Genomic DNA, 25,237 nt, shown 5'->3' with positions numbered 1-25,237 from the left:
CTCGAATTCGTCAGCTTTAACGCTGGAGGCCTATGATGAAGTCGCTCCCGATCACCATCGACAGCGTGCGCAAGGCCTATGGGTCGTACGTCGCGCTGGACGATGTCTCGCTCGACATTCAGGCTGGCGAGTTCCTCACGCTGCTGGGTCCGTCCGGGTCGGGCAAGACCACGCTGCTCATGGCTTTGGCCGGGTTTGTCCGGCCCGATTCCGGGAGGCTCTTTTTGGGTGATCGGGACATTACCCGCCTGGCCCCCAACAAGCGCGACATCGGCATCGTGTTCCAGAACTACGCCCTGTTTCCCCACATGAACGTCCTGGCGAACGTCGAGTATCCGCTGGTGCTGCGCAAGATGCCGAAAGCGGAGACCCGCCAGCGGGCGCTTGACGCACTGGCCCGTGTGAAGCTGGACGGTCTGTCGGAGCGCAATATTGCCGCATTGTCCGGCGGCCAGCGCCAGCGGGTGGCGCTGGCGCGGGCGATCGTCTTCGAGCCGCGCGTGATGTTGATGGACGAGCCGTTGTCGGCGCTCGACAAGAACCTGCGCGAAACCATGCAGTATGAGATCCGGCGTCTGCACGATGATCTGGGGATCACCACAATCTACGTGACGCATGACCAGCGCGAAGCGCTGATCATGTCTGACCGGGTGGCAGTGATGAATTCCGGCCGCATCCAGCAGATCGACACGCCACAGCAGATTTATGACCGTCCATCGACCCGCTTCGTCGCGGAATTCATGGGCGAGGCCAACATTGTGGCCGCGGGCTCTGTGCGCAGAATCGACGGCGCCGATGCTTCACGCGAGACCCTGATGATCCGCGCCGAAAGCTTCCATCTTGATGCAAAGCTCGTCGGACGAGACGGGATAGCGCTTGAGGGAACGCTGCGCGCCAAGGCGTTTCGCGGCGAGAACTGGCTTTTGACTATGGTCCTTGACGCCGGGCAAGACGTTCTCGTCTGCGTTCCGGCAGCGCTGGCCAGCGGCTGCGCCGAACTCGCCACTGGTCAGCGGGTGACCGCCTATGCACCAGCAGCGAAAGTTCATCCGCTACCGGGAGCGAGAGCGTGACCGTCCTCGCCGATCCTGCGCTTGCGGCAGATGCGCGACGCGAGCGGCGCTTCTTCCTGTCGCTTTCACTGCCTGCGCTGTTCATCGTTGGGTTGGCGGCGATACTGCCCATCCTATGGATTATCCGGCAATCCTTCCTGACCACAGGGGGCGAATACACCGTCGGCAATTACGAGAAGGTGCTGTCGAGCGGGTTGACATGGTCGGCACTCGTGACAACCGTTGAGCTGTCCTTTGGGACGCTGGCGCTCTGCATTCTTCTCGGCACTCCCCTGGCGCTCGCCCTGGCCAGCGCCAGACCGAGGGTGGCCAATTTGCTCATGGCCTTCGTCATGCTGCCGTTATGGACCTCCATTTTGGTGCGCACCTATGGCTGGCTCGTGCTCTTGCGGCGCGAAGGCCTGATCAACGCGGCTTTGACAGGTTCAGGCCTGACAGCCGAGCCATTGCCGCTGGTCTACAATTTCACGGGAACGCTCATCGGCATGGTTCACTACATGCTGCCGCTCTTCCTGCTGCCCGTCTATGCCGCGATGCGCGATATCGACGCCAATCTTGTCCGCGCTTCGGCGAGCATGGGCGCCACGCTCGGGCAAACGATCCGCGCCGTCATCCTGCCGCTTTCGACCGGCGGCATCTTCTCGGGCTCATTGATCGTCTTCATCTACACCATAGGCTTCTTCATCACGCCGGCGGTGCTTGGCGGCGGCAAGGTAAATCCTCTCTCCATCCGGATCGAGCGCACGCTGTCGACCTTTCAGGACTGGGGATCGGCGAGCGTCCTGGGCATTCTGCTCCTCGTTCTCATGGCGCTGATCGGCGTGATGTTCCTGGCGGCACGCCGACTGATGGCGCGCAACAAATTCGGTACGGCCCATGCTTGAAGCCTATCCAGACAACAGGCTGGCCCGCATTCTCCTGTGGAGCTTTTGCGCGCTCGTATTGGCGTTCCTGATGCTGCCGACGCTGGTCGTCGTCCCGATCTCCTTTTCAGCGTCCGATCTCCTCGAGTTTCCGCCGCGCGCATACTCGTTGCGCTGGTACGAGAATTTCTTCGGTTCGGCGACATGGATGGCCGGGCTCAGGACGAGCCTGATCCTCGGCACATTGACGGCGACGCTCGCAGTGCCCCTGGCGCTGCTGGCCTGCATCTCGATCAACCGGCTCGGCGGAAGGACCGCCTTGGCCATTCAGGGCGCTCTGCTCACCCCGTCCATCGTGCCGGGCATCCTGCTTGCGATCGGCCTCTTCTTTGTGCTGGCGGCGCAACGTCTGGTCGGAACGCTGTTCGGCGTGCTGGTCGGGCATGTGGTGCTGGCCATTCCGGTCGCCTGCATTGTGTTGTTGCCCGCTCTGGCCCGCTTTGACTGGAACCAGGTTCAGGCGGCGCGCAGCCTCGGCGCAAACTGGGCGAGAGCCATTGGCGGGATAATCGTACCGCAACTTCAGATCAGTCTGTTGTCTGCCACGCTGATGGCCTTCCTGACGTCGCTGGACGAGTCTGTGATTTCGATCTTCGTCGCCAGCGGTCAAAACAGCACGCTGCCGAAGCTCATGTTCCTGTCGCTGCGCGATCAGATCGACCCGACCATTGCGGCGATTTCGACCTTGTGGACCGTCATCGTCCTGGTCGCCGTCCTGATCGTGAGCCTTCGCCAAAAATCCTGACAGAGACTGGAAACATGCCTACAGATCATCAAGCAGCCGGTGCTCCGGCGGATCAATCAACGGAAATCCCTCAGGTGGGGTTGGCCATCATCACCGGCTCGGCAAACTGGGGGCTTGCCTTCCCGGAAGATGTCGAATTCGAGGGTGTGCGCACCTTGCAGCGCGACATGAGTTTTGAAACGCCTTTCGGTCGCAGCGACAACTGGAAGCTGCTCGAGTTCGATGCGTCGATTACCGTCGAGGGCAAAACGAAACGTGCCCTGTGCATGTATTCGCACGGCAATCCCCGCGACCATATCGACCATTCCTGCCATCGCCGCGCGTTCTGGGTCTTGATGAACGCGGGTGTAAGGCAAGTGCTGTCCTGCTCGACCATTGGCGCCGTCAACAAGGCGATCCAGCCCGGCGACATGGTGGTCAACGCCGATATCATCGAGCTGACGCAGACCCCGTTTTCACTGCTTCCCGGCCGCCAGAGCTTCGACTGCTCGGGCAAGCAGATCGTATGTCCAAGATGTGCGGCGGTTCTGGTCGAAACGGCCCGCCGTCATTGGCCGGCCGAATGCCGGGTCCATGGCATCGAACAGCAGTTGGTGGCTGCCCACTGTTACGGGCCGCGACTGACAAGTCCGGCCGAAGCCTTGGCGTTTCGAAGCATGGGAGCGGATGTGCTCAACCACTCGATTGCCCCCGAAGCCACCTTGTCGCGCGAGATTGGCGCGTGTTTCGTGCCTCTTGCATTCGTAACAGCAGGTTTCAACGACTATATGGACCGCAATCGCCAGGCGTTGCTGCAGGATGACGTGTTGCCGAACCTGTCCATGACAGCCTCGCGGGTTGCGCTGGAGACCGCGGCACGTCTTCCGGCCAATCCTGAATGCTCTTGCCAGGGTTTGAAATCGCCTCAACCATCAGAGCGCGCCAGCCGGTTCTAAGTCACGTTCAGCGCCGCTTTGGGTGCTTAGATCAGCCGATTGAAGCGTGGAGCGCTCCCGGTTCCACGACAGGCAACATAGCTCGATAAGGTATAGTGGCCTGCTCCGCCCATTCCTCTGGGCCTACCAATTTCATGTGGAATAATGAGCGTTCAACCAAGCGCAGGGGAGTGGATAGCAGGATGCCGAGGTCTCGATGTTGTGCGAGAATGGTGCCCTGGCTTCGACACTCGCCTGCGGTCCGTTAGTTCGCCGAAAATGTGCTACATATTGTGATGCAAATTTGGCCTTTTTGACGCAAAAAGTATAATTAAAACAATGACTTGTTGAAAATCGATCCCAGCTAAGGTACCATCGGCCGACATCCCTTGCGCAATGCGTCAGCGCAGGCCTCTCGCCTTGATCAGAATGTCGTCGGAAAGCGCTGAGACGAGTGCGCGGTCCGCTCCTTTGCTGGGGATCAGGACGAATTCCACATCCTCCAGCGGCGGCAGGCGGCTGATCTCTTTCAGGCCTGAAGGCGACATGCTTTGCGGTTGCACCAGAACCCCCATGCCGGCGCGGGCGGCGGCCGTCAGCCCGCTCAGGCTGCCGCAGGTGCAGACGATACGCCATGGCATGCGGTGCTGCTCGAGCACTTCCAGCGCGATGCTGCGCGTGACGCTCGGCGGCGGGAAGGCGATCAACGGCAAGGCCGCGAGCGACAAGACGTGTTCCGGATCGCGGGCGAGCCAGACAAGCGGCTCGCGATAGACGAGCCGGCCACGGCTGTCGCCCAGCCGGCGCTTTGCCAGGACGAGATCGAGTTCGCCATTGTCCTGCATCTGGTAGAGCACGCCGCTCAGCGCGACGGTCAGCTCAAGATCAACGGACGGGTGAGACCGGACGAAATCCTCCAGCACCAGCGGCAGACGGCTGGCAACCAGGTCCTCGGATACGCCGAGCCTCAAGGTGCCCCGCAGCCGCTGCGCGGTGAAAAGCGCCTGTACTTGCCCCTCTATGGACAACATGGTCCGGGCATGGCCGAGCAGGGCTTCGCCGTCAGGCGTCAGCACCACCTTGTGCGTATCGCGGGCCAGCAACTGCCTGCCGATCACGGCCTCCAGCTTGCTGATGTGCTGGCTGACGGTGGATTGTCCGAGCCCCAGCCTCTCGGCGGCGAAGGTAAAGCTTCCCATCTGCTGGACGGTGACGAAGCTGCGAAGTTGGACCAGATCGAGCATTGATATCTCAAATGACGATAACTGTTATTCATTGTATCCCATTTCGCAATGCGCCAAAAGACGACGCCGCCACTTTGGAGCGAACATGTCATGCGCCGCTTTCTGCCGGACTCCTTTCTGATCCTCCTGTTGTGCACCGTCGCGCTTGCGTCGGTCGCGCCGGCAACCGGGGCGTTTGCGGGATGGTTCGCGATCGCCACCAATCTTGCCGTGGCGCTGCTGTTCTTCCTGCACGGTGCGAGGCTCTCGCGCGATGTCGTTGTTGCCGGCCTGATGCATTGGCGCCTGCACCTGGTGATCCTTCTGACGACCTTTGGCCTGTTCCCGCTGCTGGGTCTGGCGCTTGGCTATCTGCCTGCGTCGATCCTGCCCAAGCCGCTCTATCTCGGCATTCTGTTTCTGTGTGTGCTGCCGTCGACGGTCCAATCCTCGATCGCGTTCACCTCGATGGCCGGTGGCAATGTCCCCGCTGCCATCTGCTCGGCGTCCGCCTCCAACATCTTCGGCATGTTCCTGACGCCCTTGCTCGTCGGGCTGCTCTTCTCCATGGGCGGGCATGGCGGATTTTCGTGGGATGCGGTGAGCCAGATCCTGGTGCAATTGCTCCTGCCCTTTGCACTCGGACAGGTGCTGGAACCCCGGATCGGCAACTGGATACGCTCTCGCAAGACACTGCTGATGCCTGTCGATCGCGGCTCGATCCTGATGGTCGTCTATCTGGCCTTCAGCACGGCGGTCGCCGAAGGGCTGTGGCACATGTTCACGCTGCGCGACATTGCCGTTGTCGTGGTCGCCGACATGGTGCTGCTCGGCCTGGTGCTTCTGTGCACGACCTATGGCAGCCGGCTTCTCGGCTTCAACAAGGCCGACCAGATCACGATCACCTTCTGCGGCTCGAAGAAAAGCCTGGCGAGCGGCGTGCCGATGGCCAACGTCATCTTTGCCGGCCAGGGCGTCGGCGCGATCGTTCTGCCGCTGATGCTGTTCCACCAGATACAGCTCATGGTCTGCGCCATGATCGCCCAGAAATATGCCAGAGCGGCGCGCCGGTCTTCCCTACCGCAAGCCGAGCCGACGGCCTCGGTGGCTTAGTGTCCTCGAGCGAAGGTCTCGGCGATGGCGAGGACCGCGGCATGAATCGGTCCTGCGGTGAGGTTGGGCATGATCGACGCGTCCACGACAAAGAGATTGTCGAGCGCCTTCAACCGTAGATCTGCATCGACGACGGCATCCGCGTCCTTGCCCATCCTGCAGGTACCGCAGGGATGATGGTGTGTGATGACCGACCGCGCGATGAAGTCGTCGATCTCGGCTGCATTGTTCAGGCTGCCTGGCAGAAGTTCGCGCTCTCGCCAGCCGGCGAATTCATCCCTATGTCCGATTGTCCGTGCCGCCTCGAGTGCCCTGCGGAACAGCTCCCGGTCGCGACCGGTTTGCAGGTAGGCCGGGTCGATGATCAGGGGATCACCGAGCTCAGGACCACTTATGCGCACGCTGCCGCGGCTCGTCGGATGTGTGATGCCGAACAGCAGCGAGTAGGCCGTGCCGGCGGCGGGTGCCTGGAAGCACTCGGACACGATCGGCGCGATGCCGCAACCGACGACTATCTCAGGCTGCCCGGTGGCGGTGAAGCTGTCGGCGCGCATATAGGCCATCGACTCTGAATGTTGGAGGCGTGAGGGAGGCACCGGCTTGCGGGCCGCATAAAGGTTGCCGGCGCCAAGCAGGTGGTCCTGAAGGTTTCGACCGATTTCAGGCATATCGATCAGGCAGCCAACGCCCGCTGCATCGAGCACATCGTGCGGACCAATCCCCGAACGCATCAGCAGAGCCGGACTTTCCAGTGCTCCGGCACAAAGGACAATTTGGTTCGCAAAGATTTCGACCGAACCCTGTCGCCCTGCGATCTCAAGGCTGCGGATTTGGTTGCCCCTGAGATTGAGCCGCCGCACCCGGGATCCGGTAAGGATGGTCAGGTTTTTGCGCTCTCGAACTGCCCTGGTAAGCCAGGCGTCCGCCGCCGTGACCCGCCGCCCGTCGCGGATGTTCAAGGAGTTCGGGGTGACACCGATCATCTCGCCGCTGTTGTGGCCCTCAAGGCGAGGCAGACCCAACGCTGCACCTGCCTCGATGAAGGCACGAGCAACCGGACTGACTTCGTCCCCTGGCAAATGGATAGGCAAAGGCCCGTCCTTGCCGTGGATACCGTCGCCGCCAAGCGGGTGGTTTTCGATCGACTGGAAAACCGGCAGCAGTTCATCCCAGCTCCAGCGGCGATCCCCAGTGGCATCGACCCAGGCCTGGAAGTCGGCAGGATGGCCGCGCATATAACCCATTGCGTGCAGGCAACTCGAGCCGCCGATCAACCGCCCGCGCGCCCAATGATGCACCCGGCCCGCGGTGCCGGCTTGCGGCTCCGTGCGATAGTCCCAATCGTAGCTGCGGCCCTGAAGCGCCGGCCAGGCAGCGGGGTTCCAGATGTCGGGATCCGTCGCCTCTTCGCCTGCCTCGATCAGCAGAACGCGGCGATCCGGCTCTTCACTCAGTCGCGCGGCAAGCAACGTGCCGGCCGACCCACCGCCGACGATGACGATATCGCAATCCGGCTTGCGCTCGACATTGGCCATGGTCATCATCACTCCATCTGCCACTTTGCTGGCTTCGATAACCGGCATGTCCGACACCGACACGGTGAAGACCCCGCGCACTGATCCGCATCAGGCAGATAAACCCGATCCGAAAAATCATGAAGGACTTCGAGTCTTCAGACGGAACTGCAGTCTTTCGAAGACCTCAAATTCCGTTGTCCATGGATACCTTCGCTGCCGCTTTCGCTCTCAAGACATGCTGCTTCGAGGCTTTGCGGGCGGCTTTCTCGTCGCCGGCGGCGATGGATTCGAATATCTCCCTCATCTCCGCCAGGCTGCTTTGTGCTCTGCCTTCCAGGGACATAGATCGTCCTCGAAAGAAGCTTATCCTGGCCACCAGACCGCGATGGACTTCCTCCAGGATCGGGTTCCCGCAATTCGCGAGAATGATCGAATAGAAGTCCGCAGCGGTCATGACCTGCGCCAGGCTGTCATTGCTGGATGCCGCTTCTTCGAATGCGGAAAGAGATTTCTCGAGTTCACGCAGCTGTTCAGGCGAAATTCTCAACGCACATCGTCCCGCCGCCTCGACTTCCAGCAGCTCTCGAACCTCGTAGATGGCGGTGGCCACCTCCCACGAAAGTGCCGGTACCGATGGCCCGCGATTGGGTACGATCTCGATCAGGCGCTCGGCCTCAAGACTGCGCAAAGCCTCCCTTAACGAGGGGCGGCTGATGCCGAGTTGTGTGCACAGTTGACTTTCGATGAGGCGGCTTCCCGGCTGAAACAAACCGGAGAAGATCGCGAGCCGTAACTTGTCGACGGTCTCCCGTTGCACCGTCCGTGGCGAAATTCGCAAATTCAAATCTGGGGGCATCGACAACGTCTCATGGGCTTTTGAGTCGCAAGCTGAAGCAGCATACGCCACGCCATGGAAATTTGACAGCATGATAGCCAGATTGTCAAATCTCAAGATTGCAAGAATGTCAGACAATCCGCTTGACGGCCCCCCGGCTGATATGATCCTTTTGCAGGAGAAGGGCAGCGGAGGCGAGGATCATGGACATGGCGGCGGACATACCTTCCGACCACATCATCTCGCGCCGCGTCGACATTGGCCGCATCACCTTGAACGTGCGCGAGAAGGGCAACGGCCCGTTGATGCTGTTCTTCCACGGCATCACCTCCAACTCCGCGGTCTTCGAGCCGTTGATGGCCCGGCTCTCGGATCGGTTTACGACCATAGCGGTTGACCAGAGGGGGCACGGCCTCAGCGACAAGCCGGAAACCGGCTACGAGGCGAACGACTATGCAGACGACATCGCCGGCCTGATACGCACGCTCGATCGCGGCCATGCCATCCTCGTCGGCCATTCGCTCGGTGCTAGAAATTCCGTCACCGCCGCGGCGAAATACCCGGATTTGGTGAGGTCGGTCATCGCAATCGACTTTACGCCGTATATCGAGACCGAAGCGCTGGACGCGCTGGAGGCGCGAGTGAATGCGGGGAGCCAGCTTTTCGAGGATGTAAAGGCCGTCGAAGCATATCTCGCTGGCCGCTATCCGAATATTCCCGCCGACGCCATCAGGATCAGGGCTGAAAGCGGCTATCAGTCGGTCGATGGCGGATTGCGTCCGTTGGCCTCGCCTGCGGCCATGGCGCAGACCGCCAGGGGCCTGCGAGCGGACCTGGTGCCCGCCTACCGCGACGTGACCAAGCCAGTCCTCATCGTTCGAGGCGAGACGAGCAAATTGGTGTCGGCGGCGGCGCTGGCGAAGACAAGCCGGCTGCGGCCCGATCTGCCTGTCGTCGTCGTTCCGGGCGCCGACCATTACGTCAACGAGGTGTCTCCCGAGATCACGTTGAAAGCCATCACCAACTTCATAGACGCCTGACGGCCAAGCGCCGTCTTCTTGTACGCAGCAGGATCCAGAAAATGGCCAACGTAAACAGAACTCCGGGCAAAACGCGTCGTGCCGAGGTCGCCGGCGGCGGCTTTGCCGGCCTGACAGCCGCCATCGCGCTCAGGCAGAACGGCTGGGATGTCAGGCTGCACGAAAAGAGCTCGGAGCTGCGGGCATTCGGCGCGGGCATCTATCTCTGGCACAATGGCCTTCGCGTGCTCGAAGGGCTGGGCGCCCTGGACGAGGTTCTCCATGGCTCGCACACGCCTCCGACCTACGAGACGTGGATGCACAACAAGTCGGTTTCCAAAGAGACGTTCAACGGTCTCCCTTGGCGCATCATGACCCGCAGCCACCTGCACGATGCCCTGGTCAATCGGGCCCGTGCCCTGGGTGTCGACATCCGCGTCAATTCCGAAGCAGTCGCCGCCGATCCGGAAGGCCGCCTGACCCTCCAGAGCGGTGAGGTTCTCGAAGCCGACCTGATCGTCGGCGCCGATGGCGTTGGCTCCAAGGTCAGGGATTCTATCGGCTTCAAACAGGATCGGTGGGTTTCGAAAGATGGTCTCATCCGACTGATTGTCCCGCGCATGAAGAAAGATCTCGGCCATGGCGAGTGGGACAATACCATCGACATGTGGAACTTCTGGCCGCGTGTTCAGCGCATTCTCTACTCGCCCTGCAATGAGAATGAGCTCTATCTGGGCTTGATGGCTCCGGCCGCCGATCCTCGCGGCTCAAGCGTTCCGATCGATCTCGAGGTTTGGGTCGAGATGTTTCCTTTCCTGGAGCCATGCCTGATCGAGGCGGCCAAGCTGAAAACCGCCAGATACGACAAGTACGAAACGACCAAGCTGGATAGCTGGACAAGAGGCAAGGTCGCGCTCGTGGGGGATGCCGCGCATGCAATGTGCCCGGCTCTTGCCCAGGGCGCCGGTTGCGCGATGGTCAATGCCTTCAGCCTGTCGCAGGACCTGGAGGAAGGCTCTTCGGTCGAAGATGCGCTCGTCGCGTGGGAGACGCGCATTCGCCCGATCACGGATCGCTGCCAGGCCCTGTCCGGCGACTATGCGGCGAACCGTTCGCTCTCGAAAGGAAACATGTTCACGCCAGCGGCGCTGGAAGCCGCCCGCTACGACCCTCTGCGCCGTGTCTTTTCATGGCCGCAGTAAACGTCGGGCAAGCCGGCCAACGAATTAATCGGTGCATGCGCAAGCGCGCGCCCTTCAGGAGATAAAGATGAACTATTCCAGTGAAGTCGAAAGAGACTATGATGTCAGGGGATGGTACTCTTCCGTCCAGGAAAGCCGGCATGACGGCGGCACACCTGGCGAGACCCTCGTCAAAGTCGCGACAGGCGTTGTCATACGCAATCCCTTCGCCGGAAAATTCGTCGCCGAACTGTCCGATCTGACAAATCCAAGTGCAGCGATCGGTCATGCGCTCGGCGAGCGTGCCGTGGCGCTGCTCGGCAACAGGCCGGTCGAAAGCTATGGCAAGGGCGGCATCGCGGGCACATCAGGCGAACAGGAACATGTCGTCGCTTGCATCACCACGGTATTCGGAGACCCGCTGCGGCAGCAGGTGGGTGGTGGCAAGGCCTGGATCTCGTCGGTCAGCAAGGTCGCGGTCGCCGGCACGACCATCGATATTCCGCTTGCCCACAAGGACGAGCTCTACATCCGTTCTCACTATGATGCCGTCACCTTTTCCGTGCCGGATGCCCCGCGCCCGGACGAGCTTTTGATCTGCATCGCAGTTGCTTCCGGTCCGCGCGTGCATCAGCGCGTCGGGGGCAAATCCGTCGCCGACCTGAAGGCCGGTGCCTAGTTCGATCGAAATTGCTGAAGGACGAAATTGCATGCCCCTGAACATCAAGGACCTCAAGATTACCTCAGCGGATTTCAAGCCGCTCGGGAAGCTGCGCGACGAACATGCCGGCGACAAGGGCAACGTATTGCCCAGGCTTACCGTCAGCGGCGTCCCGGCAGGGACGAAAGAACTCGCGGTCATCTGCCACGATCCGGACGCGCCGCTCGCCAACGGTTTCACGCATTGGGTGGTCTACGGCATCGATCCCTCGGCCACCGATCTTTCGGACGCGCAGGAGAAGTTCCGTGTCGGACCCAATGGCGCCGGCGGCAAGCAATATTACGGACCGCAGCCGCCCGCGGGCCATGGAGAACATCACTACTATTTCTGGGTCTATGCTCTCGACACGAAGGTCGAAGGCACGCCCACCCGGGAAGAGTTCCTGCAGAAATATGCCGGGAACATCATCGAGCAGAACCGGATCGTTGGCATCTACGAAAACAAGTGAAATCCGCGGCCCTGGCGACCGATAACAAAAACAAGAATGGCCGCCATCGCCGCAATGGGAGAATTTGGAAATGACAGACAACAGCCCAGCGCGCCAGAAGGTCTTCGAGGAGCTTGTTACAGCAACGAAGATCCTTCTGAACGAAGGTGTCCTGGATACGTTCGGGCACATCAGTGCCCGTGACCCCGAGGATCCTGAGAGCTTCTTCCTGGCGCAGAAGCTTGCTCCAAGCCTGATAACGGCCGGCGACATGCAGCGTTTCAACCTCGACGGCGAGACCTCGGACAACCGGCCGTCCTATCTGGAGCGCTATATCCACAGCGAGATCTACAAGGTACGGCCCGACGTCCAGTGCGTGCTCCACAGCCATTCGCCGGCTGTCCTGCCCTATTGCTTCACCGACCAGCCGCTGCGGCCCGTGACCCATATGGGGGCTTTCCTCGGCGACGCCGTCCCGGTCTACGAGATACGCGACAAGCAGGGAGACGCTACCGATCTCTTTGGCGGCAGCCGGAGCGTCTGTGCGGACATCGCTGAAAGCCTCGGGACCTATCCCGTAGTCCTCATGGCGCGGCACGGCGTCGTCAATGTCGGCAGTTCTGTCCGGCAGGTGGTGTTCCGGGCTTTCTATCTTGAACAGGAGGCGGCAGCGCAGACCGCCGGCCTGCGGATCGGCACGATCAAGTATCTGTCGCCGGGCGAAATCAAGGCCGCGGGAAATCTCGTCGGCGCCCAGATCGACCGTGGATGGGATCACTGGTCGCAGCGCCTCAGGGAGGCGGGCCTGGCCTAGGGTTCGCCGATGTTTGAACATACCCGGAAGACCTTGGTCCTGGCCCCGGTTTTCCAGGCTCGATCGCAATGGGTTCCCTGACGCCACGGCGTCAGACGAAGGCAATGAAACGCACCATGCCGCACGCTGAAAGCTACGACTACATCATTGTTGGGGCCGGATCGGCCGGTTGCGTGCTCGCCAACCGGCTGAGCGCCGACCCGAAATGTTCGGTGCTGTTGCTGGAAGCCGGCGGCTGGGACCGCGATCCCATGATCCATATACCGCTTGGCTGGGGCAAGATTCTGACCGAGCGGCGTCATGACTGGATGTATTTCTGCGAGCCGGAAGACAATGTCGGCGGACGCAAGGTCGAATGCGCGCGCGGCAAGGTTATCGGCGGATCATCGTCGACCAACGCCATGGCCTATGTGCGGGGAAATCGCGGCGACTATGATCGTTGGGCAGCCACGGGGCTCAGCGATTGGTCCTATGACAAGGTGCTGCCGTATTTCCGCAAGCAGGAAAGCTGGGAAGGCGGCGAGAACCAGTATCGTGGCGGCAACGGCCCGGTCAGCACCCAGTTCTGCCGCTACAAGGACACGCTGATCGACGCCTTTGCGCAAGCCAGCGTGCAGGCCGGTTACGAGCAGACGAAAGATTACAATGGCGAGCGGCAGGAAGGGTTCGGCCGCCTCCAGATGACGATTTCAAAGGGCCGGCGCGCCTCGACCGCGACAGCCTACCTGCGGCCGGTGCTGAAGCGGCCCAACCTGACCGTTCTGACGGAAGCGAGCGCTACGAAGATCGTGCTGGAGGGTGCGCGTGCCACTGGCGTCACCATCAACCATCGCGGCGGCGAACGCACGGTTCTCGCCCGCAAGGAAGTGCTGCTTTCCGGCGGTGTGATCAACACGCCGCAACTCATGATGCTGTCGGGCATAGGGGCGCAGGACGAGCTTGCCGCCTACGGCATCCAGACGCGGGTCAACCTGCCGGCGGTCGGCAAGAACCTGCAGGATCACGTCTCGGTCATCCTCATGTACCGTCGCCGGGCTCCGAGCGGCCCGTTCCTGCGCAACATGCGTGCCGATCGGATCGGGCTCGATTTCGTCAAGACCTACTTCACGGGACGCGGTTTTTCCGGCGATGTGCCCGGAGGCGTTGTCGCCTTCCTCAAGAGCGGTCCGTCGCGACCATTGCCGGATGTGCAACTGCTCTTCACGGCGGCGCCGCTCGCCGCATGGCCATATTTCAAGCCATTCAAGGCGCCGTTTGCGGACGGCTTCGCAACGCGCATCGTGGCCACGCAGCCTGAAAGCCGGGGCGCGGTGAAACTGGCGTCGGCCGATCCTTTGACGGCGCCCCTGATCCACCAGAATTTCCTGGCCTCGCCGAAGGATTGGGAGTCGCTGCGCGCCGGCTTCCGGGTGGCGCGGGATCTCGCGTCTCAGCCCTCCATGCAACCCTTCATCGAGGCGGAGTTTTTTCCCGGCCCGAATTGCCAGAGCGACGACGAGATCGACGAGCATATCCGCAAGACCTCCATCACCGTGCATCATCCGGCCGGGACTTGCCGGATGGGCACCGACGAAGCCTCGGTCGTCGACCCGCAATTGCGCGTTCGCGGCGTCCAGGGTCTCAGAGTGGTGGACGCTTCCGTCATGCCCGACCTGGTCTGCGGAAACATCAATGCGGCAGTGATCATGATCGCCGAGAAGGCCGCCGACCTCATCGCCAGTTCGAAGGAAAGCAGGGCAGTGTCATGATCCAGCGTATCGCCATCATCGGTATGGGCACGATGGGTCCGGGCATGGCCGCCCGGCTCGCCAGAGGCGGCCTTCAGGTGGTCGCCTACGATGTTGCCCCGGCAGCGATCGAGCGCGCGCGATCCATGCTGGGCGTGGCCGAGGGCGTTCTCGACGCCTTGGGCATCGCGCCACCGTCGGCCGGCGTTGGAACGGTTCGCTTCACGGATGATATCGGCGACGCGGTATCCGGCGCCGACCTCGTCATCGAGAACGTTCCTGAAAACATTTCGGTCAAGGCCGATGTCTATCGCACGATAGACGGCCTGATCGCCTCGGACACGATCGTCGCGTCCGACACGTCGGGTATCCCGATCACCAAGCTGCAGGCGCATATCTCGCATCCCGAGCGGATGGTGGGCATGCACTGGTCGAACCCGCCGCACATCATCCCGATGATCGAGGTGATCGCCGGCGAGAAGACTGCGCCGCAAACCGTGGCCACGATCCGCGATCTCATCCGGTCGATCGGCTTGCTGCCGGTGGTGGTGAAGAAGGATGTTCCGGGCTTCGTCGAAAACCGCGTGCTCTATGCGCTGCTGCGCGAGGCAGTCGACCTTGTCGAGCGCGGCGTCATCGATCCGGAGGATCTCGACACCTGCGTGTCGTGGGGCATCGGCTACAAGATCGCCGTCATCGGACCGATGGCGCTGCTCGATATGGCCGGCCTCGATATCTACAAATCCGTTTCTTCCTTCCTCAACGCGGATCTTTCCAATCGCGATGATGTCGCCCCTATGGTGCTGGAAAAGACCAACGCGTCGAAGCTCGGCATCAAGTCGGGCGAGGGCATGTTCTCCTATACGCCCGAACAGACCAAGGCGCTGCAAGGCGAACGGGCGCGCAAACTCGTCGCGGTGCGGCGTATCCTGGAGGGCCGGGAGTAGCCATGCGCATGGAACTCATTCGAGCAGCAGGTGGTCGGCCAGCCCATATCCGCCACGATGACGACCTGATCTCCGCCAAGGGTGTTTCGGTGGTCATGGCCAGCCAGCTGGTTCTGCAGAACATCGATCTTTCGGTACCGAAGGGGTCGTTTGTCTCCCTCATCGGTCCTTCTGGTTGCGGCAAGAGCACCTTGCTCAAGGTTCTGGCCGGGCTTGTAAATCCGACGAGCGGCAGCGTTTCGATCGCCGGACTTCCGCCGGTCGAGGCGGCACGCAAGCGCATGATCGGCCTCGTCTTCCAGGACGCCAATTTGCTTCCCTGGAAGAATGCCGTCGACAACGCATCGATGCTGCTTGGCATCGCCGACAGATCGCTCTCGCGCGCGGATTTGCGGGCGCGCGGGCAGGAGATGTTGGAACTGGTCGGGTTGGGCGACAGCGCCCACAAACGCCCCAATGAATTGTCCGGCGGCATGCGCCAGCGCGTCGCTATCGCCCGGGCCCTGGCGCTCGATCCGGCGGTGCTGCTGATGGACGAGCCATTCGGCGCGCTCGACGCCATTACCCGCGATTCGATGGGCCAGTCGCTGTTGGAGATCTGGCAGCGCACCGGCAAGACCATCGTCCTCGTCACCCATTCCATAGACGAGGCCATTCACCTGTCGCGCCATGTCCACGTGATGGGGATCAAGCCTGGCCGGATCACTGAGAGCCTCGATATTGGTCTGCCCTATCCGCGCGATCTGTCAGTTACGGAAGATCCGGAGTTCGTCCGGCTGGTGGTTCAACTGCGGATGATGCTGCGCGCCAGCCATCAACCGGGAGGCGCATCGTGAGCGATCAACCCATCACCAATCTCTCCGAGCAGCGGCTTGCCTCGAACTGGGCTGCGGCGACAGGCAGCTGGCTTCCAGCGGTCATCCTTCTGCTGGCGACGATCGTGGTGTGGGAAGCCGTGGTGCGGATTTTCGCCATATCCGCCTTCATCATTCCCGCCCCGACAGAGATCGCGCAATCGCTGGTCGCGCAATGGGCAACGCTGATGCAGGCGACGCTGGTGACGGCAGGCGAGATCCTTTTCGGCTTCCTCGTCTCTGTCGTGGTCGGCATTGCCATTGCGCTAATCATCGTGCGCTTCGACTGGCTGGGGCGAGCGCTTTATCCGCTGGTGGTGCTGTTCCAGAACGTGCCCAAGGTGGCACTGGCGCCGATCTTCATCCTCTGGTTCGGCTACGGGCTCGCGCCCAAGATCGGCCTGATCCTGGTCATCGCCTTCTTCCCGGTGACATTGTCGATGCTGGCGGGCATGCAGTCGGTCGATCGCTCGCTGCTGTCGCTGATGAATTCGGTCGGCGCCAGCCCGACCCAAATCTTGTTCAGGATCCGCGTCCCGCATTCGCTGCCGAACCTGATGGCCGGCACCAAGATCGCCGCGACGCTCAGCGTCATCGGCGCCATCGTCGGCGAATTCGCCGGCGCTTCGGATGGGCTCGGCTATGTCATCCAGTTCGCCTCGACCCAGCTCGACACCGCGCTGGTCTTCGCGGCCCTGCTCCTCGTTTCGGTGTTGGGCATCGCCTTCTACTACGCAGCCGAAATTCTCGAACGCATCATGGTGCCATGGGCACCGAAATTCAGCCACGCCTAGGCCCCTAGGACAAGTCAACGACAGGAAGGATCGAATCAATGCTGAGACGCTCACTCATCAAGGCGGCCACGCTCGCAGCGTTTGCCGGCGCGCTTGGCTTCTCCGGCGCGGCGCTCGCGGCAGACAAGGTCAGCGTCCAGCTCGACTGGGTGGTGCGCGGCAACCACGCCATGTTCTTCGTCGGCAAGGAGAAGGGCTTCTTCGCCAAGAACGACATTGACCTGGCCGAGATCCGTAAAGGCTCCGGCTCGCCGGACGCCATGCGGCTGGTCGGCAATGAGAACGCGGATTTCGGTTTCGGCGATCTTCCCACGCTTGCCGTCGCGCGGTCGCAGAATGTCCCGGTCGTGGCGCTGGCCGCCGTCAACCAGCACTCGCCGCTGGCGATCATCTCGCTGGCGAAGACGGTGAAGCTCACCAAGCCGGCTGATCTCAAGGGTCTCACCATCGGCATCCATCCTGCCGGTTCGACCTATATCTTCTTCAAGGGCTTCCTGGCGGCCAATGGCCTGACGGAGAAGGACATGACGCTGAACAGCGTCTCGCCGCCCTATGAAAGCTATCTGCTTCTGGGCCGGGTTCAGACGGTGGTCGGCTATGTCGACGCCGAGGTTCCCGAACTGGAGGCCAAAGCGGGCGGTCCCGGTTCACTCAGCATCATGATGGGCGCGGACCATGGCTGGCAGGCTTACGGCTCGGGCCTGTTCACCTCTCAGGCCATGATCAAGGACAAGCCCGAAATCGTCGCCCGCTTCGTCAAGGCATATAGCGAGGCATTCGACTATGTCGTGGCGCACCCCGAAGAGGCCGCCGAGATCACGGCCAAGGCTGCACCCGGTTACGCGGACAAGAAGGATGTGCTGCTGGCGCAGATCAACGCCGATATCGCGTCGACCTTCACCAGCCCCGACACCAAGGAACACGGCCTCGGCTGGATGACGAAGACGCAGTGGGAGGAAACGCTGAAGACGCTCACCGATCAGGGCGTGCTCAAGACGGCTCCCTCGGCGGATGATGTCTTCACCGACCAATTCCTGGCAAAGAAGTAAGAGGCGCGCGGTGTTGGGCGGGGCAAGTCGATGAGCGCCTACCGGCAGACCAGACTGTCCTGCTCCATGACGCAGGACACGGCGCGCTCGCCTTTCGCCGCGTCGGTGCGGTCGAGCGTGATCTGCACGCGGGTCGCATATGCGCGGCCGGCCAGGCCGCACCACAGCCGCTCGACGGGCAGGTTCTCGCGCTTGTCGTTGAGGATCGTGAACGTGCCCGTCTTGGGGTCGAACCAGAGTTCGAGGCGAGCGCTCTTGCCCGGCTCGACCGTCGCGATCCCGGCCGAATACCAGTGGGCGAAGTCGGCATTGCAGGACAAGCCTTCATTGCCCGCATTCGAAATCGTCAATGGCACCATGTCGAGTCCGTCAGTTCCGGTGCGGACGGTGACATGGTGCAACTCAACCGCATTGGCGAAAGACGTGAACGCCAGCATCACCGGGAGAATATAACGAATCTTCACTTTGCCTGAGCTCCGTAGGGTGGGTTTGTGCAGGCAGTCTATCTCGCTTCCGCGCAATAACAATAAGAATAATGATTGGCAGTCAACCAGAGAGGGTAAAATGTTAAAGCTCCTTAAAAGCAGTGTAAGCGCATTTATATTGAGCAGTGTCTTTCTTGGCGGCGCGTTTGCTGGCGAAGTTAAGTCGATCGCCATCCTGACGCCCGAAGAAGGCACCGACTACGGCTGGAATCAGCAAGGCATCGATGCCGCCAAGGCGGCGGGCAAGGCCGCCGGCGTCGAAGTGGTCGTGGCCCAGGGCCTCGGCTATGGCGATGTTCGTCCGACCTTGCGCGAGCTTGCGTCCGACGGTGCCAGCCTGTTGATCGCGCATGCCAGCGGCTACAACACCTCGGCGCCTGAAATCGCCAAGGAATTGAAGGTTCCGGTGGCGATCGTCGATACGCCGAACGGCCTGGAGAAGGGTCTCGTCGCCGACTACACGCTGAGCGGTCACCAGGGCGCCTATCTCGCCGGCCGTCTTGCCGCCAAGATGTCGCGTTCCAAGTCGGTCGGCATCGTCGTCTCGGGTGAACCGCCGTCATGGAACTCGCAGTCGGCGGCGTTCGCGCAAGGCGTGAAGGCCGAGAACCCAGCCGTCAAGATCACCTACGCGGTGATCGGGCCGGCTGCCTATAGCGACGCGGCTGGCGGCAAGCGCGTCACCGAAAGCGTGATCGCGTCGGGCGCCGACATCATCTTCGGCCAAGGCAACGGTTCGAGCTTCGGCATGCTGCAGGCGGTCGAGACGACCAAGGCAGCCGATGGCGGCAAGGTCTATTTCATCGATGTCATCGGTGACAAGTCGCCGATCGACAAGGGCTTCCTGCTGTCGTCGGTGGTGTGGAACATCGAGCCGGTCTATGCGGCAATGATCGCCGACCTGAAGGCCGACACGTTCGGCACCAAGCACTATACGATCGGCCTCAAGGACGACTCGGTGAAGCTGCTGAAGACCGCGGCCATTCCGGACAATGTCTGGACGGAAATCCAGGCACTGCGCGAAGACGTCATTTCCGGCAAGATCAAGGTCGATCCGGTGTTTGACGCGGCCGCCGTCAGGGCATTGATGACCAGCGTCGCCCAGTAAGGCGATCACGGTCGGCTGCCGGAGGGGTGATCCGTTCACCTCTCCGGCCGATTACCATTTTTTGGTGTTGGGCTTTCATGAGCAGTTCTTCTTCATCGTCCGTTGCCGGGCGCGACATCGTCGCGCTTGAAGGCGTGACCAAACGGTTTCCCGGCATCGTCGCGAATGACAGCGTCGATCTGTCGATCCGCCCGGGCGAGGTGCATGTTCTCCTGGGCGAGAACGGTGCCGGAAAATCGACATTGATCGGCATGCTGTCGGGACTGCAGCAGCCGGACGACGGCCGCATACTGGTCGATGGCAAACCGACCCCGATCACCTCGCCGCGCCATGCGCTGGCGCTGGGCATCGGCACCGTCTTCCAGCACATGATGCTGGTGCCGACGCTGACGGTGGCGGAAAACCTGTTGCTTGGCGGACCCTGGTGGCAGCGCCCCAGGACCGAAGAGCTGGAGGCGCGCGTCGCCGAGATCACCCGCAGCCTCGGCATCACGGTGAAGCTGCATGCCAAGGTGTCGGAGCTTTCGCTCGGCGAGCAGCAGCAGGTCGAAATCCTGCGCGCGATGGTGCGCAACAGCCGGTTGCTGATCCTCGACGAGTCCACCTCGATGCTGACGCCGAAAGGCATCGACGAACTGGGCGCGCTGATGCGCCGCCTTGTCGAGCAGGGCCTGGCGATCGTCTTCATCACCCATAAGCTCAAGGAGGCGGCGGCCTTCGGCGACCGCATCTCGGTGCTGAAGCTCGGCCGCAAGGTCGGCGAGATTCCGCCCGAGCGGTTTCGCGCGCTGGGTGAACAGGCGATCATCTCGGAGATCGTGGAATTGATGTTTGGCAAGCAGAAAGATGATCCGGAAGCGGTCGAGCGCCCGGTCCGTACAGTCCGCACGGATGCCGCTCCGCTGCTTCAGGTCGCGGATCTCGCGGTTGCGCCAACCGACAATGCGCCAGGCCTGTCGTCGATCTCCTTCGACATTCGCCCTGGCGAGATTCTGGGCATCGCCGGCATCGACGGCAACGGCCAGAAGCAGCTGGCGGAAGCGCTGGCCGGCCMGCGCGCGGCGACCGGCGGTTCGGTGCGGCTGGAGGGCGTTGCCATCGAGGCGCTGAGCGTCGGCGAACGCCGCCGGCGCGGTCTGCGCTACCTGACCGACGACCGGCTCGGCGAGGGCACTGTCGGCACCTTCCCGGTCTCGATCAACTTCTTCCTCAAACAGGTCGGCGCGGCCCCGTTCTGGCGCAACGGCGTCGAGCAGCGCGGCGAGATCGACAAGCGCGCCGCTGAGCTCGTGCGCGAATACGACGTGCGCACGCCAAGCCTGAAGACGCCGGTCGCCCGGCTGTCCGGCGGCAACATCCAGAAGGTGCTTCTGGCACGCGAACTGGCAGAGGGCGCCAAGGTGGTGATCTTCAACAAGCCGACCTATGGGCTCGATCTCGCCAACACATTGGCGTCGCGCCAGCGCATCCGCGACACGGCCGCTCGCGGCCTTGCCGTGCTGCTCATCTCCACCGACCTCGAGGAGTTGCTCAGCATGTGCGACCGCGTCGCCGTCATCGCCAATGGAGCGCTCGTCGGCACCGTAGAGAACACCGACGACGCCCGCACCAAGGTCGGTCGCCTGATGATCGGACTTGCCGCATGAGCATCGACACCGCACCCACAGCCAATGCCACCGCACTCGATGCCACGAGCGCGGCGGCAACGCGCCGCGACATCCTGCATCGGCTGCTGATGACGCTCGGCCCGATCCTCATCGCGCTCGTCTTAGCCGGCTGTATCCTGCTTGCCGTCGGCGTCGACCCGCTCGCCTATTACGGCTTCGTGCTGGAGAAAGGTCTGTTCTCGCCGCTTGGCATCCAGCAGACATTGACGCGCATGGCGCCGCTGCTGTTTCTTGCCGCCGGCCTGATCGTGGCCTTTCGCGCCGGCATGTGGAATCTCGGCGGCGACGGCCAGTTCCTGCTCGGCGCGGTGACGGCCGCGGCCAGCGCTCCGGTGTTGGTTCAGATCATGCCGTCCTGGCTGGCGCTGACCTGCGCGTTCCTCATCGCCATGGCAGTGGCGATGGTCTGGTCGTTGGTGCCGGCGCTGCTGCGGGCCTATCAGGGCGTCAACGAGATCATCACCACGCTGATGATGACGTTCCTCGGCACCTCGCTCGCCAATGTGCTGGTCAAGCTGGTGTTTCGCGATCCCAGCACCACCGTGCCGCAGACCCGCACGCTGCCGGTGGAAGACCGGCTGCCGCGCCTGTTCGAAACGACCATCACCAGCGGCCTGCTGCTTGGGTTGGCGGCGATCATCATCGTGCATCTGGTGATGACGCGCACGGCGTTCGGGCTGAAATTGCGGATCGTCGGCGCCAATCCACGCGCGGCGGTTCATGCGGGTCTGGGGGTGCCTGGCCTGACGGTTGCCGTCTTCGCCATTTCCGCCGGGCTGGCCGGCCTTGCCGGCGCCGTCGACATCATCGGCGTGCAGGGCAATGTCCGCGCCGACTGGAACCCTGCCTACGGGCTTGCCGTCATTCCCGCCGTGTTTCTCGCCCGCATGAACGGCTTTGCGGCCATCGGTTTCGTGTTCCTGCTCTCGGTGCTGTCGATTGGTGGCGAGAGCGCGGCTCGGCGGCTCGGCGTGCCCAATCATTTCACTCTGGTGCTGGTCTCCATCGTGCTGATCGTGCTCGCCCTCGCCGAATATTTCGATCATCGATACAACCAGTCGCGGAGGGCTTGAGCCATGACCGGCCTCTTCAGCGAAGTCTTTCTCAGCGCGCTGCTGTTCGGCGCCGTCACCGCGGCGATCCCGCTGCTGCTGGCCGGCCTCGGCGAGCAGATGTCGGAAAAAGCCGGCGTGCTCAACATCGGCATCGAAGGCATGATGCTGGCTGGTGCTTATCTTGGCTTTGTCGGCGCCTTCTATTCCGGGTCGCTGTGGCTGGGGTTCCTCACTGGTGCCGCCGGCGGCGTCGCGGTGGCGCTGATCATGGCGCTGCTCTGCGTGCGCATCGGGCTGAACCAGATCGTCATCGGCATCGCGCTGACGCTCGGTCTCGAAGGCCTGACGGCGCTGCTTCATCATTTCCAGTTCTCGCGCAGCTATCCCCGCCTGCCGGCGGCGGATGCCACCGTCATTCCGCTGCTGTCGGATATTCCTGTCATCGGGCCCGCCTTCTTCAAGCATCATTTGATCGTCTATCTGGCGGTCGCGCTGGTGTTCGCCATGGGCTACCTCTACCGGCGCACGCAGCTCGGCCTCAATTTGCAGGCAGCGGGCGACAAGCCGGCCGCGCTCGACGTCGCCGGTATCGACGTCATCAGGACCCGGACCATCGCGGTGCTGACGACCGGCGCGTTGGCCGGGCTCGGCGGCGCCTACCTCGCCAATGTCGGGGCCGGGCTGTTCATTCCGTTCATCACCAATGGCGCGGGCTTTCTCGGCATCGTGCTGGCCATGCTGGCGCGCGGTCGCCCGATCTGGGTGCTGTTCGGTGCGTTGCTGTTCGGCGTTTGCCTGTCGCTGACGACGGCCATGCAGGTGGCGGGCATCAACATACCGACCGACATCATCCAGATGCTGCCATTCCTGGCGGTGATGATCATGCTGGTGCTGTTCGGCCGGCGCGCCAGCCTGCCGGCGGCACTTGGCATTCCATACGAGCGCGGAGCGCGCTGACAAATCAGATGCGCGGAAGGGACCCGCGCCAAAACAGGAGGCAAGAATGTCGGATACCAAAGTCTACCTGCTCGACGGCGGCTCGCTCGTTCTCGACGGCTATCATGTGTTCTGGAACCGTGGTCCTGGCGGCGAAGTGCGCTTTCCCGTCTATTCGATCCTGGTCGAGCATGCCGAGGGCCGTTTCCTCATCGACACCGGCTACGACTACGACCATGTCATGAAGGTGCTGCCCTTCGAGAAGCCGATCCAGGAAAAGCACCAGACAATCCTCGGCGCGCTTGGCCTTCTCGGCCTCGAGCCCAGGGATATCGACGTCGTCGTCAACTCGCATTTCCATTTCGACCATTGCGGCGGCAACAAGTATTTTCCACACGCCAAGAAGATCTGCCACCGGACCGAGGTGCCGCAGGCGTGCAATCCGCAGCCTTTCGAGCATCTCGGCTATTCCGACCTGAGCTTCTCGGCGGAAGCGGCCGAAGCGCGTGGCGCGACCGCGCAATTGCTGGAAGGCACGACGCGCGCCAACTCGACCTTCGAAGGCGTTGACGGTGACATCGAGCTCGCCAAGGGGGTCAAGCTGATCTCGACGCCCGGCCATTCGATCGGCCACTACAGCCTGCTGGTCGAGTTCCCCAAGCGCAAGCCGATCATGTTCACCATCGACGCCGCCTACACGCAGAAGAGCCTTGAAACGCTCTGCCAGGCGGCCTTCCATATCGACCCGGTGGCGGGCGTCAATTCGATGCGCAAGGTGAAGAAGCTGGCCGAGGACCACGGCGCCGAGCTGATGTACTCGCACGACATGGACAACTTCAAGACCTACAAGACGGGCACGCAGTTCTACGGCTGAACCCAGCCCAATTCGGAGACAAGATGATGCGCTATCCCGAACACGCCGATCCGGTCATCACCCTGACCGCGGGCCCGGTGAACGCCTATCCAGAAGTGTTGCGCGGCCTCTCGCGCACGGTGCTCTATGACTATGATCCGGCATTCCAGCTCTTCTACGAGAGGGTGGTCGACAAGGCGCAGAAGGCGATGCGGCTGTCGAACAAGCCGGTCATCCTGCATGGCGAGCCGGTGCTCGGCCTCGAGGCGGCGGCGGCGTCGCTGATCACATCGGACGACGTCGTGCTCAACCTTGCCTCGGGTGTCTACGGCAAGGGCTTTGGCTACTGGGCGAAACGTTACTCACCGCATCTGCTCGAGATCGAAGTGCCCTACAATGAGGCGATCGATCCGCAGGCAGTCGCCGACATGCTCAAGGCGCACCCGGAGATCACCATCGTGTCCATCTGCCATCACGACACGCCGTCCGGCACCATCAATCCGATCGACGCCATCGGCGCGCTGGTTTCGGCGCATGGCGGTTATCTGATCGTCGACGCGGTCTCGTCCTTTGGCGGCATGAAGACGCATCCCGAGGACTGCAAGGCCGATATCTATGTCACCGGCCCCGGCAAGTGCCTTGGCGCGCCGCCGGCGCTGACGATCATGGGCGTCAGCGAACGCGCCTGGGCCAAGATGAAAGCCAACAAGGCAGCCCCGCGCGCATCGGTGCTTAGCATCGTCGATTGGGAAAACGCCTGGTCGCGGGACAAGCCGTTCCCGTTCACGCCCTCCGTGGCGGAAGTGAACGGCCTCGATGTCGCGCTCGATCTCTATCTCAACGAGGGACCTGAGGCTGTATGGGCGCGTCACGCGCTGACGGCAAAGGCCATGCGTGCGGGCGTCGTTGGCATGGGCCTGTCGATCTGGGCCGCGAGCGACGCAATCGCCTCGCCAAGCACCACGGCCGTGCGCACGCCCGACGGTGTCGACGAGAAGGCGCTTCGCCAGGGCGCGCGCGCCCGCTACGGCGTGGTGTTTTCGTCGGGCCGCGGCGAGACATTGGGAAAGCTGACACGCATCGGCCATATGGGGCCGACCGCCCAGCCGATCTACGCGATCGCGGCGCTGACGGCGCTTGGCGGCGCCATGAACGCGGCCGGCCAGAAACTGGCGATCGGCAAAGGCATCGAGGCGGCGCTGGCCGTCATCGACGCCGACGCCTGAACAGACACCATTGGATCACGGATTGAGGGAG

Annotated in this window: 25 protein-coding genes; 21 read left to right on the top strand and 4 right to left on the bottom strand. The window is 62.4% G+C overall.

Going from position 1 to position 25,237, the window contains the following annotated elements:
• Positions 1 to 35 precede the first annotated feature (35 nt).
• The 4 genes from AC1DX4_RS23395 to AC1DX4_RS23380 all read left to right on the top strand — a co-directional run bounded on the left by AC1DX4_RS23395 (position 36) and on the right by AC1DX4_RS23380 (position 3,676).
• Positions 36 to 1,073, top strand: a complete 1,038-nt coding sequence (locus tag AC1DX4_RS23395; RefSeq protein WP_477222539.1) for an ABC transporter ATP-binding protein — start codon at positions 36 to 38, stop codon at positions 1,071 to 1,073.
• Complete coding sequence (locus AC1DX4_RS23390) at positions 1,070 to 1,957, top strand: ABC transporter permease (RefSeq protein ID WP_477222538.1); 888 nt, start codon at positions 1,070 to 1,072, stop codon at positions 1,955 to 1,957. The genes AC1DX4_RS23395 and AC1DX4_RS23390 overlap by 4 nt, the downstream gene beginning before the upstream one ends.
• Entirely contained in the window at positions 1,950 to 2,741 is a 792-nt protein-coding gene (locus tag AC1DX4_RS23385; RefSeq protein WP_477222537.1) for an ABC transporter permease, read from the top strand. The genes AC1DX4_RS23390 and AC1DX4_RS23385 overlap by 8 nt, the downstream gene beginning before the upstream one ends.
• Before the next feature lie 74 nt (positions 2,742 to 2,815).
• Positions 2,816 to 3,676, top strand: a complete 861-nt coding sequence (locus AC1DX4_RS23380) for a phosphorylase family protein (protein WP_477222654.1) — start codon at positions 2,816 to 2,818, stop codon at positions 3,674 to 3,676.
• A 380-nt stretch (positions 3,677 to 4,056) separates the two neighbouring features.
• Here AC1DX4_RS23380 and AC1DX4_RS23375 read toward each other — a convergent pair whose 3' ends face one another.
• Positions 4,057 to 4,899, bottom strand: a complete 843-nt coding sequence (locus AC1DX4_RS23375) for a LysR substrate-binding domain-containing protein (protein ID WP_477222536.1) — start codon at positions 4,897 to 4,899, stop codon at positions 4,057 to 4,059.
• Between the two features lie 48 nt (positions 4,900 to 4,947).
• On the opposite strand from AC1DX4_RS23375, the gene AC1DX4_RS23370 reads away from it, so the two are divergent.
• Positions 4,948 to 5,991 carry a bile acid:sodium symporter family protein gene (locus AC1DX4_RS23370; RefSeq protein WP_477222535.1) on the top strand — a complete coding sequence of 348 codons (1,044 nt, stop codon included), beginning with the start codon at positions 4,948 to 4,950 and terminating at the stop codon, positions 5,989 to 5,991.
• On the opposite strand, the gene AC1DX4_RS23365 is transcribed toward AC1DX4_RS23370, so the two are convergent.
• Both AC1DX4_RS23365 and AC1DX4_RS23360 read right to left on the bottom strand, forming a co-directional pair.
• On the bottom strand, positions 5,988 to 7,532 hold the full coding sequence (locus AC1DX4_RS23365) for a GMC family oxidoreductase (RefSeq protein WP_477222653.1): 1,545 nt from the start codon (positions 7,530 to 7,532) through the stop codon (positions 5,988 to 5,990). The two genes, AC1DX4_RS23370 and AC1DX4_RS23365, sit on opposite strands and share 4 nt — an antisense overlap.
• A 160-nt stretch (positions 7,533 to 7,692) precedes the next feature.
• On the bottom strand, positions 7,693 to 8,481 hold the full coding sequence (locus AC1DX4_RS23360; protein ID WP_477222534.1) for a GntR family transcriptional regulator: 789 nt from the start codon (positions 8,479 to 8,481) through the stop codon (positions 7,693 to 7,695).
• Positions 8,482 to 8,546: 65 nt separating this feature from the next.
• Here AC1DX4_RS23360 and AC1DX4_RS23355 point away from each other — a divergent pair, with 65 nt between their 5' ends.
• From AC1DX4_RS23355 to AC1DX4_RS23310, 10 genes are all read left to right on the top strand, one after another.
• Positions 8,547 to 9,383 carry a 2-(acetamidomethylene)succinate hydrolase gene (locus AC1DX4_RS23355; RefSeq protein WP_477222533.1) on the top strand — a complete coding sequence of 279 codons (837 nt, stop codon included), beginning with the start codon at positions 8,547 to 8,549 and terminating at the stop codon, positions 9,381 to 9,383.
• 41 nt (positions 9,384 to 9,424) lie between these two features.
• Positions 9,425 to 10,564 (top strand): FAD-dependent oxidoreductase, encoded by a 1,140-nt coding sequence (locus AC1DX4_RS23350; RefSeq protein ID WP_477222532.1) that lies wholly within the window; start codon positions 9,425 to 9,427, stop codon positions 10,562 to 10,564.
• A gap of 67 nt (positions 10,565 to 10,631) precedes the next feature.
• Entirely contained in the window at positions 10,632 to 11,222 is a 591-nt protein-coding gene (locus tag AC1DX4_RS23345) for an amino acid synthesis family protein (RefSeq protein WP_477222531.1), read from the top strand.
• A 31-nt stretch (positions 11,223 to 11,253) separates the two neighbouring features.
• Positions 11,254 to 11,712 carry a YbhB/YbcL family Raf kinase inhibitor-like protein gene (locus tag AC1DX4_RS23340; RefSeq protein WP_477222530.1) on the top strand — a complete coding sequence of 153 codons (459 nt, stop codon included), beginning with the start codon at positions 11,254 to 11,256 and terminating at the stop codon, positions 11,710 to 11,712.
• A gap of 70 nt (positions 11,713 to 11,782) precedes the next feature.
• Positions 11,783 to 12,505, top strand: coding sequence for a class II aldolase/adducin family protein (locus AC1DX4_RS23335; protein WP_477222529.1), 723 nt, complete (start codon positions 11,783 to 11,785; stop codon positions 12,503 to 12,505).
• Between the two features lie 116 nt (positions 12,506 to 12,621).
• Complete coding sequence (locus AC1DX4_RS23330) at positions 12,622 to 14,253, top strand: GMC family oxidoreductase (RefSeq protein WP_477222652.1); 1,632 nt, start codon at positions 12,622 to 12,624, stop codon at positions 14,251 to 14,253.
• Entirely contained in the window at positions 14,250 to 15,179 is a 930-nt protein-coding gene (fhmpcd1, locus tag AC1DX4_RS23325) for a 5-formyl-3-hydroxy-2-methylpyridine 4-carboxylate 5-dehydrogenase (RefSeq protein ID WP_477222528.1), read from the top strand. The genes AC1DX4_RS23330 and fhmpcd1 overlap by 4 nt, the downstream gene beginning before the upstream one ends.
• A 2-nt stretch (positions 15,180 to 15,181) precedes the next feature.
• Positions 15,182 to 16,015 (top strand): ABC transporter ATP-binding protein, encoded by an 834-nt coding sequence (locus tag AC1DX4_RS23320; RefSeq protein WP_477222527.1) that lies wholly within the window; start codon positions 15,182 to 15,184, stop codon positions 16,013 to 16,015.
• Complete coding sequence (locus AC1DX4_RS23315) at positions 16,012 to 16,827, top strand: ABC transporter permease (protein WP_477222526.1); 816 nt, start codon at positions 16,012 to 16,014, stop codon at positions 16,825 to 16,827. Before AC1DX4_RS23320 ends, AC1DX4_RS23315 begins: the two co-directional genes overlap by 4 nt.
• A gap of 38 nt (positions 16,828 to 16,865) precedes the next feature.
• Positions 16,866 to 17,876: an ABC transporter substrate-binding protein gene (locus AC1DX4_RS23310; RefSeq protein WP_477222525.1), complete on the top strand. Its 1,011-nt coding sequence runs from the start codon at positions 16,866 to 16,868 to the stop codon at positions 17,874 to 17,876.
• Positions 17,877 to 17,914: 38 nt separating this feature from the next.
• Here the strand turns inward: AC1DX4_RS23310 and AC1DX4_RS23305 are convergent, their stop codons facing one another.
• Positions 17,915 to 18,340, bottom strand: a complete 426-nt coding sequence (locus AC1DX4_RS23305) for a hypothetical protein (protein ID WP_477222524.1) — start codon at positions 18,338 to 18,340, stop codon at positions 17,915 to 17,917.
• Between the two features lie 139 nt (positions 18,341 to 18,479).
• Here AC1DX4_RS23305 and AC1DX4_RS23300 point away from each other — a divergent pair, with 139 nt between their 5' ends.
• The 6 genes from AC1DX4_RS23300 (at position 18,480) to ppaT (ending at position 25,206) form a co-directional block, all read left to right on the top strand.
• A complete protein-coding gene (locus AC1DX4_RS23300; protein WP_477222523.1) occupies positions 18,480 to 19,469 on the top strand; it encodes a putative B6 ABC transporter substrate-binding protein in 990 nt (329 codons plus the stop codon).
• 77 nt (positions 19,470 to 19,546) lie between these two features.
• On the top strand, positions 19,547 to 21,115 hold the full coding sequence (locus tag AC1DX4_RS23295; RefSeq protein WP_477222522.1) for a putative B6 ABC transporter ATP-binding protein: 1,569 nt from the start codon (positions 19,547 to 19,549) through the stop codon (positions 21,113 to 21,115).
• A complete protein-coding gene (locus tag AC1DX4_RS23290) occupies positions 21,112 to 22,209 on the top strand; it encodes a putative B6 ABC transporter permease subunit 2 (protein ID WP_477222521.1) in 1,098 nt (365 codons plus the stop codon). Before AC1DX4_RS23295 ends, AC1DX4_RS23290 begins: the two co-directional genes overlap by 4 nt.
• 3 nt (positions 22,210 to 22,212) lie before the next feature.
• Positions 22,213 to 23,148 carry a putative B6 ABC transporter permease subunit 1 gene (locus tag AC1DX4_RS23285; RefSeq protein ID WP_172233674.1) on the top strand — a complete coding sequence of 312 codons (936 nt, stop codon included), beginning with the start codon at positions 22,213 to 22,215 and terminating at the stop codon, positions 23,146 to 23,148.
• A 46-nt stretch (positions 23,149 to 23,194) separates the two neighbouring features.
• Positions 23,195 to 24,001: a 4-pyridoxolactonase gene (gene pldA, locus AC1DX4_RS23280; protein WP_477222520.1), complete on the top strand. Its 807-nt coding sequence runs from the start codon at positions 23,195 to 23,197 to the stop codon at positions 23,999 to 24,001.
• Positions 24,002 to 24,027: 26 nt separating this feature from the next.
• Positions 24,028 to 25,206 carry a pyridoxamine--pyruvate transaminase gene (gene ppaT, locus AC1DX4_RS23275; RefSeq protein WP_477222651.1) on the top strand — a complete coding sequence of 393 codons (1,179 nt, stop codon included), beginning with the start codon at positions 24,028 to 24,030 and terminating at the stop codon, positions 25,204 to 25,206.
• The last annotated feature ends 31 nt before the right edge of the window (positions 25,207 to 25,237 follow it).

The organism is Mesorhizobium sp. P3_A8 (assembly GCF_056402995.1).
The sequence above is the reverse complement of the archived record's forward strand: the minus strand, read 5'-3'. Positions and strand labels throughout refer to the sequence as shown.